This is a genomic window from Paenibacillus sp. FSL M7-0896 (genome assembly GCF_037975415.1).
In the GTDB taxonomy this organism is placed as follows: Bacteria; Bacillota; Bacilli; order Paenibacillales; family Paenibacillaceae; genus Paenibacillus_AQ; species Paenibacillus_AQ silagei.
This window is the reverse complement of sequence record NZ_CP150250.1, coordinates 3,744,521-3,761,579: the sequence shown is the minus strand read 5'-3', so window position 1 is coordinate 3,761,579 and position 17,059 is coordinate 3,744,521. Positions and strand designations below refer to the sequence as shown.

The 17,059-nt window shown below is 52.9% G+C and carries 15 protein-coding genes and 1 riboswitch; of the genes, 13 read left to right on the top strand and 2 right to left on the bottom strand.

Features of this window, described 5'->3' with window-relative positions; translation table 11 throughout:
• Window positions 1-77 precede the first annotated feature (77 nt).
• Complete coding sequence (locus MKY12_RS15895; RefSeq protein WP_339257256.1) at window positions 78-1,352, bottom strand: amino acid permease; 1,275 nt, start codon at window positions 1,350-1,352, stop codon at window positions 78-80.
• A 120-nt stretch (window positions 1,353-1,472) separates the two neighbouring features.
• On the opposite strand from MKY12_RS15895, the gene MKY12_RS15890 reads away from it, so the two are divergent.
• Together MKY12_RS15890 and MKY12_RS15885 are read left to right on the top strand one after the other, a co-directional pair.
• Window positions 1,473-2,384 carry a LysR family transcriptional regulator gene (locus MKY12_RS15890; protein WP_036726540.1) on the top strand — a complete coding sequence of 304 codons (912 nt, stop codon included), beginning with the start codon at window positions 1,473-1,475 and terminating at the stop codon, window positions 2,382-2,384.
• 36 nt (window positions 2,385-2,420) lie between these two features.
• Complete coding sequence (locus tag MKY12_RS15885; protein WP_051478107.1) at window positions 2,421-3,350, top strand: tyrosine-type recombinase/integrase; 930 nt, start codon at window positions 2,421-2,423, stop codon at window positions 3,348-3,350.
• 267 nt (window positions 3,351-3,617) lie between these two features.
• Here MKY12_RS15885 and MKY12_RS15880 read toward each other — a convergent pair whose 3' ends face one another.
• Entirely contained in the window at window positions 3,618-4,541 is a 924-nt protein-coding gene (locus MKY12_RS15880; RefSeq protein ID WP_036726543.1) for an L-lactate dehydrogenase, read from the bottom strand.
• A 199-nt stretch (window positions 4,542-4,740) separates the two neighbouring features.
• Here MKY12_RS15880 and MKY12_RS15875 point away from each other — a divergent pair, with 199 nt between their 5' ends.
• The 11 genes from MKY12_RS15875 to MKY12_RS15825 all read left to right on the top strand — a co-directional run bounded on the left by MKY12_RS15875 (window position 4,741) and on the right by MKY12_RS15825 (window position 16,985).
• Window positions 4,741-6,126, top strand: a complete 1,386-nt coding sequence (locus MKY12_RS15875; RefSeq protein ID WP_036726545.1) for an amino acid permease — start codon at window positions 4,741-4,743, stop codon at window positions 6,124-6,126.
• An 85-nt stretch (window positions 6,127-6,211) separates the two neighbouring features.
• Window positions 6,212-7,459, top strand: coding sequence for a hypothetical protein (locus tag MKY12_RS15870; protein WP_036726547.1), 1,248 nt, complete (start codon window positions 6,212-6,214; stop codon window positions 7,457-7,459).
• Between the two features lie 215 nt (window positions 7,460-7,674).
• Window positions 7,675-7,851, top strand: a complete 177-nt coding sequence (locus MKY12_RS15865) for a hypothetical protein (protein WP_179090460.1) — start codon at window positions 7,675-7,677, stop codon at window positions 7,849-7,851.
• A 174-nt stretch (window positions 7,852-8,025) separates the two neighbouring features.
• The gene (locus tag MKY12_RS15860) at window positions 8,026-8,424 is read left to right on the top strand and encodes a DUF2500 domain-containing protein (RefSeq protein ID WP_076079279.1); all 399 of its coding nucleotides are present in this window, start codon (window positions 8,026-8,028) and stop codon (window positions 8,422-8,424) included.
• Window positions 8,425-8,662: 238 nt separating this feature from the next.
• Window positions 8,663-9,085, top strand: a complete 423-nt coding sequence (locus MKY12_RS15855; RefSeq protein ID WP_036726550.1) for a cell wall hydrolase — start codon at window positions 8,663-8,665, stop codon at window positions 9,083-9,085.
• A gap of 174 nt (window positions 9,086-9,259) precedes the next feature.
• Window positions 9,260-9,652, top strand: coding sequence for a spore coat protein GerQ (gene gerQ, locus MKY12_RS15850; protein ID WP_339257508.1), 393 nt, complete (start codon window positions 9,260-9,262; stop codon window positions 9,650-9,652).
• Between the two features lie 316 nt (window positions 9,653-9,968).
• A complete protein-coding gene (locus MKY12_RS15845; RefSeq protein WP_339257251.1) occupies window positions 9,969-11,285 on the top strand; it encodes a hemolysin family protein in 1,317 nt (438 codons plus the stop codon).
• A 159-nt stretch (window positions 11,286-11,444) separates the two neighbouring features.
• Window positions 11,445-13,364: an ATP-binding protein gene (locus MKY12_RS15840; protein WP_339257249.1), complete on the top strand. Its 1,920-nt coding sequence runs from the start codon at window positions 11,445-11,447 to the stop codon at window positions 13,362-13,364.
• Between the two features lie 93 nt (window positions 13,365-13,457).
• Window positions 13,458-14,222, top strand: a complete 765-nt coding sequence (locus MKY12_RS15835) for a thioredoxin domain-containing protein (RefSeq protein ID WP_339314575.1) — start codon at window positions 13,458-13,460, stop codon at window positions 14,220-14,222.
• Window positions 14,219-14,653 carry a disulfide oxidoreductase gene (locus MKY12_RS15830; RefSeq protein WP_339314573.1) on the top strand — a complete coding sequence of 145 codons (435 nt, stop codon included), beginning with the start codon at window positions 14,219-14,221 and terminating at the stop codon, window positions 14,651-14,653. Before MKY12_RS15835 ends, MKY12_RS15830 begins: the two co-directional genes overlap by 4 nt.
• Before the next feature lie 226 nt (window positions 14,654-14,879).
• A riboswitch (cyclic di-AMP (ydaO/yuaA leader) is annotated at window positions 14,880-15,039 on the top strand.
• Between the two features lie 128 nt (window positions 15,040-15,167).
• The gene (locus MKY12_RS15825; protein WP_339314571.1) at window positions 15,168-16,985 is read left to right on the top strand and encodes an APC family permease; all 1,818 of its coding nucleotides are present in this window, start codon (window positions 15,168-15,170) and stop codon (window positions 16,983-16,985) included.
• Window positions 16,986-17,059: the final 74 nt, after the last annotated feature.

Below are 17,059 nucleotides of genomic sequence, written 5' to 3'. Positions count from 1 at the left end.
TTGAGGCCAGCTCTTAAGTATGTGCATTGATAGTACCATCGAGTTCAATCCTTAAGTGTGTAACAGTAAAATCCCCCTCACCGCTCACCCACACGCCTAGCCCCGGATCTCCAATAGTCCACCCCGGCAAACGCCGCCGTAATCAACAGCGGGTAGAGAATCGCCCAGCCTGTGAACGGGAACACGGCAAGTGTGGCGGCGAAGGAAATGACGCTGATCGTTACGCCTGCACGGCTGCCGCGCAAGAGGCGGATTCCGGCGGCACAACCCCCAATATAGGTAAGAATGAAGGTGGCGTTGGGGAAGGTGATCAGTGTGGTTATCGAGAGCGCCCCGCTGCCGTAGAGCGATAATATCAAGGTGAAGCAGAGCGCCAGGAAGCCGATGGCCCCCACAGGCGTCTGATAACGATCGGATATAAGGCCCATCCAGCCCGGAGCATAGCCTTGCCGGGACAAGGCATACGCCACGCGTGAAGCCGCACCTGCATAGGCAATGATCGTCGCCGTGCAGATGAAGAGGCCGGTAAGTCCGGCGATGAAGCCTCCCCATGCCCCCAGCGGCTGGCTGATGATCCATAGCAGGGAGCTATCTGCCCCGCCGTGCAGATAGCTCTGCGTACCTACGGTAGCAAGTGCCGAGAGGAAATACAGGACACCGACAATGATGGCCGCGAGGGTCACACCCGTAACCGCAGCCCGCTCAGGTTCCTTGAACTCTTCCGACAGATGCGAGACTGCTTCCCAGCCGATGAAGCACCAGAAGAGGATCGCCGCCGCCTGCCCGACACTCATCCAGCCATGCGGCGCAAACGGAGTGAAGTGAGCACGCTCCATCCTTGGAAGCGCAGCGGCAAAAGAGAAGACCAGTACGGCAACAATAGCGATCACCACAGCAATTTGCACTTTACCGGCGACCTGCATGCCGATCCAGTTCGTTAGGAGTCCAATGACCAGCATCCCGGCGGCAAGGGCGATTCTGGCCGGATCGCCCCAGCCCATCGCTGCGGTCATGTATCCTGCACCGGTCAATGCGGCGACTGGCGCACCGATCGGAACGGACAGCAGGAAGAACCAGCCGACAAGGGCCCCGGCCTTCGGCCCGAAGGCTAGAGTAACGAAGTGGGAGACGCCCCCGGCGTTAGGGAACTTGGCAGAGAGCAGGCCCATGGATAAGGCAAGCGGAAGAATGAGCAGGGTCATGAAGCCCCAGGCCAGCAGCGAAGCCGGGCCAGCCATCTCGGCTGCGAGTCCGGGGACAATTAATACCCCCGAACCGAGGACAGCCCCGATGTATAAGGCAACGGCCTGAGGCATGCCGATGGTACGTTGTAACGAGGTGTGTTTCTTCATATGTATAATCCCGCTTTCCTTGTATTTAGTTATAGAGTATCAGATAATAGATCCATTGGAAAAACGGAATTATCAAATAACATCCATTCAAAAAACCGATGGATCAAAGGAAGGTCCGCTATGGAATCGAAGCATCTGTTCACCTTTCTCGTTGTGGTAGAGACCGGCAGCTTCACCCGCGCTGCGCAGAAGCTGGATTATGCCCAGTCCAGTATTACCGCACAGATTCAGGCTCTGGAAGCAGAGCTGGGGCAACCCCTGTTCGACCGGATCAGCAAAAAGATTATGCTTACCGATGCAGGCCGCCGCCTGCTGCCCTATGCCCAGGAAATCTCCAAGATGCACACGATGGCTGAGAATGCCCTCCGGTCTGAGACCGAAATCGCCGGTTCGCTGCGGATCGGCGCACCGGAATCCCTGGCGGCCTTCCGGCTTCCCGGAATTATCAAGGATTTTCGCAGCCGTTATCCGCAGGTGCAGATTACCCTTAAGCCGGGGGCCTGCTGGGAGCTGACCGAATTCATCCGCTCCGGGGAGCTGGATCTGGCCTTCCTGCTGCAGCCGGAAACGGAGTATAAGGATATATACTGTGAGACGCTGATTCATGAAGCTATGGCTCTGGTGGCGCCGCTGGATCATCCACTGCTGGAGCTTGCTGAAGTGGAGCCGCATCAGCTGAAGAACGTAACGATTCTGCATACCGAAGCGGGCTGCACCTACCGCACCTTGTTTGAACGTCATCTGAACAGCCACGGTGTCTTTCCTGATCCGAATCTGGAGTTCTGGAGCATTGAAGCGATCAAGCAGTGCGTGATGGCCGGACTCGGTCTCTCTTTTCTGCCGCAGATTACGGTGAAGCGCGAGCTGGCGGAAGGCAAGCTGGGCCGGCTGAACTGGAATGACCAGTCGCAGCGGGTGGCCACCCAGATCGCTTACCATAACAAGAAATGGAAGTCTCCTGCGCTCAGCGAATTCCTCAGAATGGTAGAGAAGCATGCTGCCGGATGGAGGGAAGCTACTGCGGAGGAATGATATAATAGTTGTACTTAACGAGGGAGGGAACAGATCATGAATGAGCTGGAACGAACATACGAAGAAGAGCTGGAGGCCTTCCTGATCTGGATGAAGGATGCCGGTTATACAGCACATACCCAGAAATCCTACCTTGCGGATGTGCGGGAATTCCTGGACCATCTGAACGGCAAGGAGCTGGGAACGGTTAAGAAGCTGCATGTGGTGTCCTATCTGACCTCGGTCCGTGAGCGGGGAGTCAGCGATGCCACCCGTAACCGTAAGCATGCCTCGGTTAACTGTCTGTTCAAGGCACTGTCCGAGCTGGAGCTGTTATCTATTAATCCGGCGGCAGGGATCAAGAAATCCAAGACCGACAAAAACCGTGAGCCGGTCTATCTGGAGGAGAAAGAGCTGGAGCGGTTCCTCTCAGCGGTGGACGGCAAGTACAGAAGCCGCAATCTGGCGGTCTTCCTGCTTATGTCCTATATGGGGCTGCGGGTAGGGGAAGTACATACGCTGAATCTGAGTGATTATAATGTAGACCGACGCACTCTGCGGGTCTTCGGCAAAGGGCGCAAATGGCGGGGCATACCGGTTCCGGAGGATGTAGCCCCGTATCTCGATCAGGCGATTGCGGACCGGCTGGTCCCTTGGCGCAGCAAAGAAGAGGCCATGTTCATCTCGCAGAAGGGCCGCAGATTGTCGATCCGGGGAATTCAGGGCATTGCTGCGGATACCTTCAGCCGCTTCCAGAGTGAGCTGCCCTCTTCCCAGCAGCGTGCCTATTCGAGCCATAAGCTGCGGCATTCGTTCGCCACTATGCTGCTGCGCAAGGGCGCGGATCTGCGGACGGTGCAGGAGCTGCTGGGTCACTCTTCCATTCAGACAACTACAGTCTATACCCATATCACGAGCCGGGAGAAGGAAGAGGCGATGTCCCGACTGCAAATCAGCAGCGCTGATAAGCTGAGTGGTAGCCTGTAATCGAACTGTCTAGCATTATTATCACTTGAACTATGAATTTTTGTTCATATCCTAACGCATAAATTACATGCAATGTGCATTTTAATGATGACAACTTGTCTATGAATTGCTACCATGAGAAAGGGAAAAACGGAGATGAGAAATCAACCGCATAATTCGCTTTAGTCGCTTAACGCGTCTTCGCGGCTTGTAAATGCTTGGATGCTTAGATTTCAAAAAAAGGCCGCCAATCCCTGCGGATTGGCGGCCGGCTCGTTCCGGCTGGAATTATAGCTCCAGCTTGGTAATTTCACTCTTGAGCTTGTCAGCGGACTGCTGGAATAAGCTCTGTTCTTCTTCGCTGAGCGGAAGATCAAGCACCTCACGCACACCGGAGCGGTCCACAACACACGGAGCGCCGAGGAACACATCGGAGACGCCGTTGTAATTGTTCAGTAGTGTAGATACATTCAGAACGGAGCCTTCATTGTTCAGGATGGACGCTACAATGCGGTCCAGTGCAAGCGCGATGGCGTAGGAGGTCGATCCCTTGGCATCGATAATCTCGTAAGCGGCATTCTTCGTATCCTCGAAGATTTCTTTGCGTTCGGCTTCATCGAAGCCCAGATCAATCCCGGCGACATTGGCGAGACTCCAGACCGGCAGCTCGGAATCGCCATGCTCCCCGATGATCTGTCCATGGATGCTGCGCGGGTCAATCTCCTTGTGCTTCCCGATCAGGTAACGGAAGCGGGCGCTGTCCAGTACCGTTCCTGAGCCGATAACCCGTCTGCGGTCAAAGCCGCTGATCTTCAGGGTGGCGTATGCCAGGATATCGACCGGGTTGGTCGCAATCAGCAGGATCGCGTGCTGGTTGTATTTCGTGATTTTCTGGATGATATCTTTGAAGATCGAGATGTTCTTGCGGAGCAGGTCGATCCGGGTTTCACCAGGCTTCTGGGAGGCTCCGGCAGTGACGATAATAATGTCGGCTTCGCGGCAATCCTCATAGGTACCGGCCCAAAGCTTCACGCCTCCTACAAAAGGCATACCATGGTTCATATCCAGCGCTTCACCAAGCGCCTTCTGGTGGTTCACATCGATCAGTACAAGCTCGGGCATGCGCTTACGCAGCAGCAGCGTATAGGCTGTAGTGGTTCCGACTGCACCGGTACCGATGACTACAACACGATTGGGCTTAAATGGGGCCATGTCAAATCTCCTCCAGCATTTGTATTTTGGTAGTATAAGGAAGGCAGAGCCATTCCACTTGCTGTCCAATCTTATCCATCATAATCGCTAGGGATAGTGTTTTCAAGCTATCCGTTTTTCATCCATTACCCGTAATAGGGTAAGCTAACAACGATTTTTCTGTTATCCACTCAACCACTTGACAGGAGCGAACTGAAGTATGGATTTATTCCGCAAAAAACCGCTGGCCATTCCCCAGAATGCCGGAGCGGAGAAGCTTAGCAAGACACTGGGTGCCTTAGATTTGACGATGCTTGGGGTAGGAGCCATTATCGGCACCGGGATCTTTGTTATGACGGGGGTGGCTGCTGCGGAGCATGCCGGCCCGGGACTGGTTCTGTCCTTCATCATCGCGGGGATTGCCTGTGTGCTATCCGCCTTGTGCTATTCCGAATTTGCTTCGACCCTGCCGGTATCCGGCAGCGCCTATGCCTATAGCTATGTCGCCTTCGGCGAATTGCTGGCCTGGGTGCTCGGCTGGGATCTTGTACTGGAATACGGGGTTGCCGCCGCAGCGGTAAGCAGCGGATGGTCCGGTTATTTCCAGGGTCTGCTGGAGGGCTTCGGGATACATTTGCCCACAGCTTTGTCTGGAGCGTATAATGCGGATAAGGGAACATTCATCAATCTGCCTGCCGTCATCATTATCCTGCTGATCTCCTATCTGCTGACACGGGGGGTCAAGGAGACCGCCCGCTTCAACGCAGTGATGGTCGCAATTAAGATCTCCGTGGTGCTGCTGTTCATCATCACCGGTATTTTCTATGTGAAGCCGGAGAACTGGACGCCCTTCCTGCCGTTCGGGATTCATGGCGTGATGAACGGCGCGGCCACTGTATTTTTTGCTTATATCGGCTTTGATGCCATTTCAACCGCGGCAGAAGAAGTGAAGCGTCCGCAGCGCGATCTTCCAATCGGGATTATCTCATCCCTTGCGATCTGTACAGTCTTATATATCGCCGTATCCTTGGTCCTGACGGGCATTGTGCCTTATCAGAGCCTGAATGTCAGCGATCCGGTATCCTTTGCGCTGCGGTTCGTGGGCCAGAATATGATTGCCGGACTGATCTCCATCGGGGCGATTGCCGGAATGACAACCGTTCTGCTGGTTATGCTGTTCGGCCAGACCCGCTTGCTGTTCGCTATCTCGCGTGACGGGCTGCTGCCGAAGAGCTTGTCCAAGGTTAGCGCCAAGACGCATACCCCGGTGCGCAGCACCTGGATGGTGGGCAGCCTGATCGCTGTGCTTACCGGCTTTGTACCTCTGGACAGGCTGGCGAATCTGACGAGTATCGGCACTTTATTTGCCTTCCTGGTTGTGTCTCTCGGGGTCATTATGCTCCGCCGGACGAAGACAGATCTCCGCAGAGGCTTCCGGGTTCCTTGGGTTCCGCTGGTTCCTCTCCTTAGTGCGGCAGCCTGCGGCTATTTAATGTATAATCTCGGCAGAGAGACCTGGATTGGCTTCATCATCTGGGTTGCGTTCGGACTGGTGATTTACTCATTGTACGGCTACAAACGCAGTAATCTGAATACGAAGAAATAATCTTTTAAATACTCATTAATGTAGAAAAGGAGAGAGAGCATTGTCAGCCAAAGCTTCATGTTCCAAGGTTCTAAGAGTGGCGTTGATGCTTCTTATGACTCTGCTGATTCTCTCAGCTTGCTCGTCCGCCCCACCGCCGGAGGCAACCCGGCCTCCTCAGCCGACTGAAGCGCCGGAAGAAGGGCAGATGATTACAGTCATTACCCCGGATAACAAGAATGTCGAACCCGAAAATGCAAAGAAATACCAGATTCAGACGCGGCTGACCGATTTCCGGCTGCTCAACCCCTCTGCAGGACTAGCCTGGGGGGTAACGCGCAATGAGCTTCGAATGTACATGACGCTGAATAACGGCAAGACCTGGGCGAATATCTCTCCAGCTACGAATGTACAATTTCTAAGCAATCCGGTCTACGGCAAAGAGATTTTCTTCACCGACCCCGAGCATGGCTGGATCATCCGCAGCTCGTTCGGCTCCACTGAGACCGTGGTGCTGCGTACCACAGACGGTGGACACAGCTGGCAGATCTCAGCGTTCCCCGATTCCAACAAGCTGTCCTCCATCTATTTCAGCTCCAGCCGCAGCGGCTGGCTGATGACCAAGTGGGATGCAAGTGCGACCAAAGAGAGCAAAGCCTTGTATGCTACTAAGGATGGCGGAGCTACCTGGAATCTGGTGATGCAGAATGAGCAGTATAATCCGAATCTGCCGACTAGTTCCATTCCGCATGCGGGGGTAACGACCGGGATGATCTTTGGTGACGAGAGCCGGGGGTTTGTTATGCTGCAGACCGGCGCTCTGCCCAAGATTTATATGACCAGGGACGGAGGAGCGACCTGGGTATCGGGTTCGGAATTCCTGGTCAATGATAGCTTTGCCGGATGTGACCGGGTGGTTACCGGTGTTCCTGAATTCTTCGGGGAGAATGCGTCGGGAGGCTGGATGCCGGTCGGCTGTCAGAGGGAAAAGGAAGGCAGCATGACCTATAACGGCTATTTTACCGCCAATGGGGGAGAGAACTGGAAATTCACCACTTTCGGGCGGCCGGCGCTATCCGGCATGAACCGCAATGTGGCCCCCGACTTCCTGAATGCCATGACAGGCTGGTCGCTGGAAGGTAATCTGCTCTATAAGACGGTGGACCAGGGAGTGACCTGGACAGCCCTCCCGGCCAGCACGGTGCTGCAGTCCAAGCTCCTGGAGTATCCGGAGGTAGTGAAGCTGCAGTTCATTTCAAATGATGTCGGCTGGCTGCTGATCTCGAAGGAGGAGGACCGCAAGTCGATCCTGCTTCAGACCACTAACGGCGGCGAGAGCTGGCGTGTAATGTAATACTGTACAAGAGGGTGCCCGTTCTGACGGACACCCTCTTTTTTACATTAAATCCGCTTAAAGGCCTCTACAATATAAGGAAAAATCTTATTTAAAATTTTCTTTAAAAGTGTGAAAAAAATCACATGACAAACTTTGAATCCTGTGATATATTTAACACATAGAGAACAAGTTACTTTTTTCACAAACTTCCAACCCGAAGAGGAGAGATTACAATGACAACTTTTGAAACGGATTATATGACTAGAAACCTGATGCAATTGTGCTACAACTGCGATGACGCTCACTTGTGCCAGACTGAAGAACAATGCAAAGCCTGCTGGGCAGAGAACGGCATGATGCCGGAAGAAACGAACGAAACCAGACAACTGTTAGACCTCGTACATGCTTAATCTAACCGCCACTCGGGTATTATAGAAGGCCATTTGAGTTCCCGGCAGTACCGGAGCCTGAATGGTCTTTTTGCCGTTTCTACCGGTGCTGTCTTGCAGACAAGAGGCATATACATGTAGAGAAGCCTATAGGGGCAGGTGTGCTAACTACTTGGGAATAAGGGGGAAGAGACAATGGGAACGGGGAGTGATCCATCCTGGCTGTTCGATTTTACAGGAACGGTATTGCCGGTCTTTCTCGCTCTGGTCGTGGGGATCATCGCTGTGTCTGCTGGCCGGGGATTGCTTCAGTGGAGCCGGAACAATAATGCCCCCCTGCAGTCCATTCCCGCCCGTATCGTGAGCAAGCGGACCGAAGTGCGCCAGCAGCAGTCCCAGGAGGATAGTCTCTCCAGCCGGACCAGCACCACCTACTATCTGACCTATGAAGCTGAGGATGGGGTGCGCAGGGAATTCAAGGTGGAGGGACAGGAGTACGGGATGAGCGCTGAGGGGGATCAAGGCATACTGACGTATCAGGGGACACGGTATCATGGCTTTCAGCGGCGTCCTCACTACTCCACGGCGGAGTAGCTAAGATGGCAATGTATTATAGATGGTGATAGGACCCCCCGGTTCCCGCTGTGGAGCCAGGGGGTTTTTGCGTGTATCCGGCATAGAGACGGAAGAAGAGGAAGCAGGAAATTGGGCGCAGACTGTCACCTCCTGGGCGAATACACATACAATACAGCGAGCAGCAAAAGAACAACGGAGAATCACATAGTTTGCATAGCTTCACCCGTCCATGAAATGAATGTAAGGAGGAGAACGCGTGGCTGTCATCAAAACAAACTCGGAGGACGTAAGAGTGCTTGCACGGCTGATGCGGGCAGAGGCTGAAGAGGATGGGGAGTCAGGCATGCTGATGGTCGGCAATGTCGGCGTGAACCGGATTCTTGGCAATTGTCTGGATTTCAACAACATCCGCAGTGTGAACGACATGGTGTACCAGAGCCCCGGCGGCTTCGAAGCCCCGCAGAAGGGATACTTCTATCAACGGGCGCGGGAAGCCGATATCCGGCTGGCGAAACGTGCGATTGCCGGGGAGCGAACCTGGCCGGCCTCGAATGCGCTCTGGTTCTTCCGCCCTGTCGGCGACTGTCCGGCGACCTGGTACAATCAGCAGAATACCGGACGCTACAAGGCTCACTGCTTCTTCACTCCGACACAGGGAGATTGTCCGGCAGTATACTAGGCAAGACAAGGCAGTTATTACACTTTAGGAGGTAATCCGTACATGATCGTTCAACCGTACCGCCCAGTTCCTTATATGATGGGCAGCAATCCAGCAGGCAGCATGAACAATATGAACAATATGAATAATATGGAGAACATGAATAACATGAACAACATGGGGCACATCGGGAATATGGGGAAAATGGGAAACATGGGGAATATGGGAAACATGGTCGCTATGCCGCCTCAGGTCAGCAGCGGCAGTCCCATGATGCCTGGCGGCACGGTGGTCTCCACAGCCGCACCTGTGTTTGAACAGTCCTATGTGGAGAACATATTCCGCCTGAACCTGGGCAAGGTGGGCACCTTCTATTTCACATATGAGAACAACAAGGACTGGAATGCCAAGGTCTATACCGGGGTGCTGGAAGCTGCGGGCCGTGACCACCTGATTATCAGCGACCGTGCTACCGGCCAGCGGGTAGTGCTGCTGATGGTTAACTTTGATTACGCTACTTTCGAAGAGCCGCTTGTCTATCAATATCCGGGCGTTGTCGGGAATCCGCTTGGAGTGCGCAACTGCTAATCCGCTTTTTTCGGCCATTTATCCATAGAATCATCCAAAAACGGCTGTCCGCCTTGGTTTGAGGCGGTCAGCCGTTATTTATGCTCCCGTACGTACATATGCTGTATTTTTCGAGGGGACACGCATGCTTGCTGTTTCACCTAATATATTTATATAATGAAAGTATTATTTATAATCCGTGATTTTGTATAGGAGATGAGGGCATTGGGGAATTGATACGCAAGGGTTCTTTTAGCGTAATCGAGTCTGACATTTTGAGCAAACGAAGGAGGTGGGCCTATCCAGCCGTACAGATTACGGTGGATAGGAGTATAAATTGAGCGACCCTTTACCCGGTATATTACATGTAGGACTTATTATTTTGCTTGTGCTGCTTAACGGTTTTTTCGTTTCGGTGGAGTACGCGATGGTGAAGGTGCGCAGCGGGCGCATTGAATCGCTGATTGAGGAAGGCAGCAAGAGAGCGCTGGCCGCAAGGAACATCGTCCATAATCTGGATGGCTTCCTGTCGGCCTGCCAGCTTGGGGTAACCCTTGCTTCACTTGCACTGGGCTGGCTCGGTGAACCGGCCGTGGCCACGATTGTGGGGCCGCTGGTCAGGGGTCTGGGCTTTGATGATACTACTGTATTTGTCATCTCCCTGATTATTGCCTTCATGTTCATCACGGTTCTCCATATCGTACTCGGCGAGCTTGCACCGAAGACCATTGCTGTGAATAAGGCTGAGGCAGTGCTTCTGTTAACTGCGGGACCGATGAACGTTTTCTACCGGATCATGTTTCCATTCATCTGGGTGGTTAACGGGCTGGCCCGGGGACTGCTGCGGATCTTCCGTCTGACACCGGCTTCCGAGCTGGCTACTGCGCATACGGAGGAAGAAATCCGCATCCTGATGCAGGAGAGTAACAAAAGCGGCTTGATCGACAACACAGAAATGACACTGGTGGATAATATTTTTGGATTTGCCGACACGATGGCCCGGGAGATTATGATTCCGCGTACCGAGATGATCTGTCTGAACACGCATCTGGAGACGGAGGAGAATCTGGAGATTGCCTTCGATGGAATGAGAACCCGGTATCCGGTCTGTGACGGAGACAAGGACCATATTCTTGGCTTCATTCATATTAAGGATATGATCCGGGAGAAGGCGCCGAGCTATAATGAATTGATCCGTCCGATATTGACGGTACCGGAATCGATTCAGATCAGCAGCCTCCTGAAGGTCATGCAGCGTGCCAAGACCCAGATCGCCATTCTTATTGATGAGTACGGCGGTACCTCGGGGATGGTTACACTGGAGGATATTATGGAAGAGATTGTCGGTGAGATTCAGGATGAGTTCGACGAGGAGCGGCCCGGCATTGAGCAGCTGGGAGAGGATGAGTTCTCCGTTGACGGCCTGATGCTGATTGAAGAGATTAACGACAAGCTCGGAATCCATATGGATACTGATGATTATGATACGATCGGCGGCTGGCTGTATTCCAAGCTGGAGGTTAATCCGCCGCAAAAGGGCCAGTCCATTGAGTTCGACAATCATTTATTCGTGGTCGAAGAAACCGATAATAAGCGGATTTCCCGGATCAAGCTGCTGAAGCTGCAGTTATTGACGGAAGAAGCCGGAGCATAAGCTGCTGCATACAATATAAGCATGGCGCTACTACAGCGCTGTGCTTTTTTTGTTATAAGGATGAATTGTTCTGACCTATCTCCGATTCGGCCGGATTTAAGGCGGGTAAGGAAGTGTAAATACATGTAATCTATCCGATTCAAGAAAGGGGCGGGAGCGTTGAAGCATCCTTTTAACACTTACAATGATCTGCTTGTCCTCTTGTCGGTGGCGATAGCCTTTCTCTCCTGCTTCACGGCGCTCGATCTGACGGAACGTCTGCTTCGCGGCCAGCGGAGCTCCCGGTTCATCCTGCTCATCTCCCTGGTGCTTGGCACAGGCCTGTGGAGCATGCATTTCATCGGGATGCGTGCAATGGATATGGCCGTTCCGGTATCGTATAATCTGCCGCTACTGGCGTTCTCTCTAGTGATTCCCGTGGCAGCTTCTTATATGCTGTTAGCTATGCTGAATAACCCGCACACCCGCAGCAGGGTCTATCTGGCTCTGGGCGGCCTCTTGTTCAGCAGCGGCATCCTGATTATGCATTTCAGCGGAATTCTGTCGATGAGACTTACGGCAACGTATGAGCAAGGCGCTTTCTCAATTATAATGGCGGTATTATTCGCCCTGATCGTTCCGGTGGTCACCGCTTCCTACGATCCGAAGTGGCTGGAGCAGGCCTACAATATGTTCAGCTTCAAAAAGCTGCTGCTTGTCCTGACCCTGACCGGCGCGTTCACAGGCATCCATTACGCTGCCATGGCGGGCGCTTCATTCTCTCCAGGAGAACCGTCCAGTGCAGCCGCGCACGTGCTCTATTTGCAGGATTCGATACTGGGAATGATCCTCTGCGGCTCCTTCCTGTTCATTGTGTCGATCGTCCTTGCTCTGTTGTACAGGGACCGGCAGCGGGTACTCCAGTCAGCCGCCTTCAATGAGCAGCGGTATACTGCGCTGTTCGAGCATAACCCTGATATGGTAATCTGCATTGATCCTGCCCGTAAGAAGATAATCAGTGCTAATCCTGCTCTGCGGGACATTACCGGATATAGCAGCGAAGAACTGGGGAATTATAAGGCGATACTATACAGCGAACGGGATGAAGCTGCCGTACGGGATGCCATAACGCGCGCTTCACGGGGGCAGTCCTCCAAGCTGGAGCTGAAGGTACGGAGCAAAGGCGGGGAGCAGCTGATCTGTAGTGTCACCGTCTTTCCTTTGCTGCATCATACGGAGCAGTGGGTCTATATTGTGGCCGAGGATGTGACTGCCCTGATGAAGTATCAGTATGAGCTGCTGGAGGCCAGGGATACCGCGGAGAGTGCGGTGACGATGAAAAGCGAGTTCCTCGCCACCATGAGCCATGAAATCCGCACGCCGCTGAACGGCATTATCGGCGTCAACCAGCTGCTGTCCGAGGAGATCAGCAATCCTGAGCATCTGGAGCTCCTGCGGCTTCAGAGTACAAGCAGCCATGCTCTGCTGCATGTGATGAGCGATATTCTCGACATCTCCCGGCTGGAGGCGGATGCCCTCTCGCTGAACAAGGATTCTTTCGGGCTGAAGGCGCTGCTCCAGGGCTGTATGGACCTGTTCATGGTGAGCACACAAGACAAGCCGTTATCTCTGGAGCTTCTGATCGAGGAGGGGCTTCCTGACAAGTTCACCGGGGATGCTGCGCGTATCCGCCAGATTCTCATCAACCTGATCGGCAATGCGGTGAAATTCACGCCATCCGGCACGGTAACGGTTAAGGTGGAGTCCTATGGCGTCAGGGAGACCGCTCAGGCGCTGCAATTCATGGTGCGCGACACCGGCATTGGCATCTCACCGGATAAGCTGCAGCTGCTCTTCCAGTCCTTCTCGCAGGTGGACGGGTCGCATACCCGTAAGTACCCCGGCACGGGTCTGGGCCTTGCGATCTGCAAGAAGCTTGTAGACCTGATGCAAGGAGAGATCTGGGCAGAACCGGCAGAAGGGGGCGGCACACAATTCTTCTTCAGAATTAAGCTGCAGTCGCAGGAGCATTCCCCGGAGGTATTTTTCGGCAAGGATACAGGGGAGGGGGAGTCAGCGGAGGAGAATGAAGCCGTATAAGACAGCGATTGCCAACAAGAGAGTTAACATTATATAATTTGAAAGTAACTATTCTTTTATCACGATAGTCCTGAGGACGGAAAGGAACTCTCTTTGAGCAAAACAAAAAAGAACAATGTCACGGCTCCCCAGATGAGCAAGCAGGAGAAGCGCAGGGCAGAGCAGGAGCAGCAGAAGCAGAAAACGAGAATTCTGATCGTGAGTACGGTGGCCATCGTCATTATTATTTTTGTAGGCTTATTTATGCTGGCATCGAAGGACTCTTCGCCTGCCGGTACAGACAGTAAGCCGGTTGCCTTCAATTACAGCGAAATGATGCGGCTTGGCAAGGAGGATGCTCCGGTCAAAATTGTGGAATTCGGCGATTTCAAATGTCCGGCTTGCGCCCAGTTCACCGGTGTGATCAAGCCGCAGATCGTTCAGGGCTATGTCGATCAGAATAAAGCAGCCTTCTATTTCGTGAATCTGGCCTTCCTCGGTACGGATTCCAGAACGGCCTCCCTGGCAGCGCTATCGGTCTATCATCAGAACCAGGAAGCGTTCTGGAAGTATTTCGATGCGATCTATGCCAATCAGGGGAATGAAGAGAAGGAATGGGCTACACCTGACTTCCTGGTGAGTCTCGCCAAGCAGCTGGAGCTGCCGGTGGATTACGACCTGCTGCGCAAGGACATTGACGAGCGTACCTACGTAAGCGAGCTGGAGCGGGATATTCAGCTTGGCACCGATACGGGCGTAACGAATACGCCATCCTTGTACGTGAACGGCATCAAGGTGAAGGAGCCTTTCAATATGGAGGCGATTGACGCCCAGATTCAGGCAGCAACAGTAGCAGCGGGAGCAGGGGCCGCCCAATGACCGCCTTCTCTGCCTTCTGCCGGCGTAACTGTCTCTACTTGGCCTGGTTCGTCTGTATGGTTGCTGTAGCAGGAAGCCTGTATCTCAGTGAGGTACTGAATTACGAGCCCTGTAAGCTATGCTGGTTCCAGCGGATCTTCATGTATCCGCAGCTGTTCCTGCTGGGGATCGCCACCTACCGGGCGGACAAGCGGATCATTCCTTATGTGCTTCCCCTTAGTCTGATCGGCGGCAGCATCTCCATATATCATTATGCGGAGCAGAAAATTCCGGCGCTCAGCAAGGTGCTTCCCTGTACCATCGGCGTACCGTGCAACAAGGATTATCTGAACTGGTTCGGATTTATAACGATCCCTCTGCTTGCACTTATAGCCTTTGCCTTAATCTCCATTCTGCTCTGGACAGGACGCAAAGAGGAGCCTGCGGAGTAAGAAGCTGACGGGCAGAAGGAAGAGAAGAGAATACCCTTAATTTTAGCGAAAAATAATATGCAAAAACCCTGTAAAATCACGTGGTAAAGGGATAATGAAAGAGAATGAAAGATCAAGACATACCGGATGATGAATTTGGTTGTTTTGAGTGCTTTTCATTCTTTTTTCATTTGTTTCCACGCTTTACGGAAGACGTGTTGTAGCTTAATATTAGTCCTTGTGAGAAGTTGAATATGCGCTGAATTTTCCGGAAGGAAAAACGGGGGAACCACACTTTGGCCAAGGCCAAAAGGGGTGAATCGGGGCAGGCTACTTGACCTGTAACCGTAGGGCTACCACAGTCCGAATCCGCCAGCTAACCTCGTAAGCCACTAGTGGGATAATGACCATGCACACTAAGGCATGCGGATCATTTCCGTATGCTTATTTTGGTGCCTGCATTTATGAAATCCACTTATGAAAACAGCGCAGGGAAACCCGTTTCAACTTAACCAAGAGAGGAACTGTTACTACAATGGTAAGCAAGGTAAAACGACTATTGATCGGGCGTCCGATGAAGTCGAACGAACTCGATCATGAAAAGTTATCCAAGGTGAAAGCACTGGCTGTCCTGTCTTCTGATGCGCTCTCGTCTGTAGCCTACGGAACAGAACAAATTCTGATTGTACTGGTGGCCGCCGGGTTCACCGCTATCTGGTACTCTTTGCCAATTGCATTAGCCGTACTGGGCTTGCTGGCCATTCTGATTCTATCCTACCGGCAGACGATATTTGCTTATCCGCAGGGCGGTGGTGCTTATATTGTAGCCAAAACCAACCTCGGGGTTCATACCGGCTTACTGGCCGGCGGCTCTCTTCTGGTGGATTACATTCTGACGGTGGCGGTAAGTGCCTCGGCGGGGACGGATGCAATCACTTCAGCTTTTCCAAGTCTGCATAATCATAGTGTTCTGATAGCGGTATCTGTTATCGTGCTCTTAACGATTGTTAACCTGCGGGGAGTGACCGAATCGGCCTCCTTCATCGCTATCCCGGTCTATCTGTTCGTTGTTTCCATCTTCGTGCTCATCATCTCGGGGGTCTTCAAATATATGACCGGCGGCGCCCATGCCCATGTTCCTGAGATTGGCTCGGCGGTATCGAACGTGAGTATGTTCCTGCTGCTGAAGGCCTTCAGCTCCGGCTGTTCGGCTCTGACCGGGGTAGAAGCGGTCTCCAATGCCATTCCTAACTTCAAAGCGCCCGCGGAGAAAAATGCAGCCAAAACGCTGATGCTCATGGGCCTCATTCTCGGGGTAATGTTCACAGGTATTACGCTGCTCGCTTACTGGTACGGTATCATGCCTGATGAGAAGGCCACCGTGGTCTCACAGATTACCGAATCTACCTTCGGCCGCGGCGGACTGTACTTCTTCATTCAGGGGATTACGGCGGTTATCCTGTTCCTGGCAGCCAATACGGCGTACTCGGCCTTCCCGCTGCTGGCGTTCATGTTCGCCAAAGATAAATATCTGCCCCATGCCTTCATGGTGCGCGGCGACCGGCTGGGCTTCTCCAACGGTATTATTTTCCTCGGTGTCATGTCGGCTGTGCTGGTGGCGGCGTTTCACGGGAATACGGAAGGACTCATTCCATTATATGCAGTAGGGGTATTCATTCCGTTCACGCTGTCGCAGCTGGGCATGATGGTCCAATGGTACAGAACGAAGCCGAAAGGCTGGCAGAGCAAGTTCGCCGTCAATACAGTGGGGATGCTCACTACATTAACGATCACCCTGATTTTCATAATCACTAAATTCTCCAGCGTGTGGATGGCCTTCATCTTCCTGCCGGCTGTTATCATCGTGTTCCACCGGATTCACCGCCATTATATGAATATTGCCGATCAGCTGCGGATCTGCCCGGCTACCGATAAGCCTTGTATCAAAGGAAGCACCGTAGTCGTTCCGGTCGCCGGTGTGACTCGTGCTGTACTGCATTCGATCAGCTATGCGAAGTCATTGACAGATAATGTAGTCGCTGTATATGTAGGCTTCGATGAAGAAGAGATTCACAAGATGGAGCAGAAGTGGGAGGAGTGGAACCCCGGCGTACGCCTGATCGTCCTGCGCTCCCGCTACCGCAGCATTATCCGCCCGCTGGTGAAGTTCATCGATACAGTAGAGTGGAAGACCTCTTCAACGGATCATATTACCGTCCTGATTCCGCAATTCGTGACCAAGCACTGGTGGCAGGCGGTGCTGCATAATCAGACCAGCTTGTTCATCCGCTCTTATCTGATGAATCAGAAGGACATTGTAATCGCGACTGTACCTTTCCATCTGCATAAATAATATAGAAGATTATTGGAAGACGGCTGTTTCTGCTTAATGCGGAGGCGGCCGTTTTTACGTTATTATAAGTTATT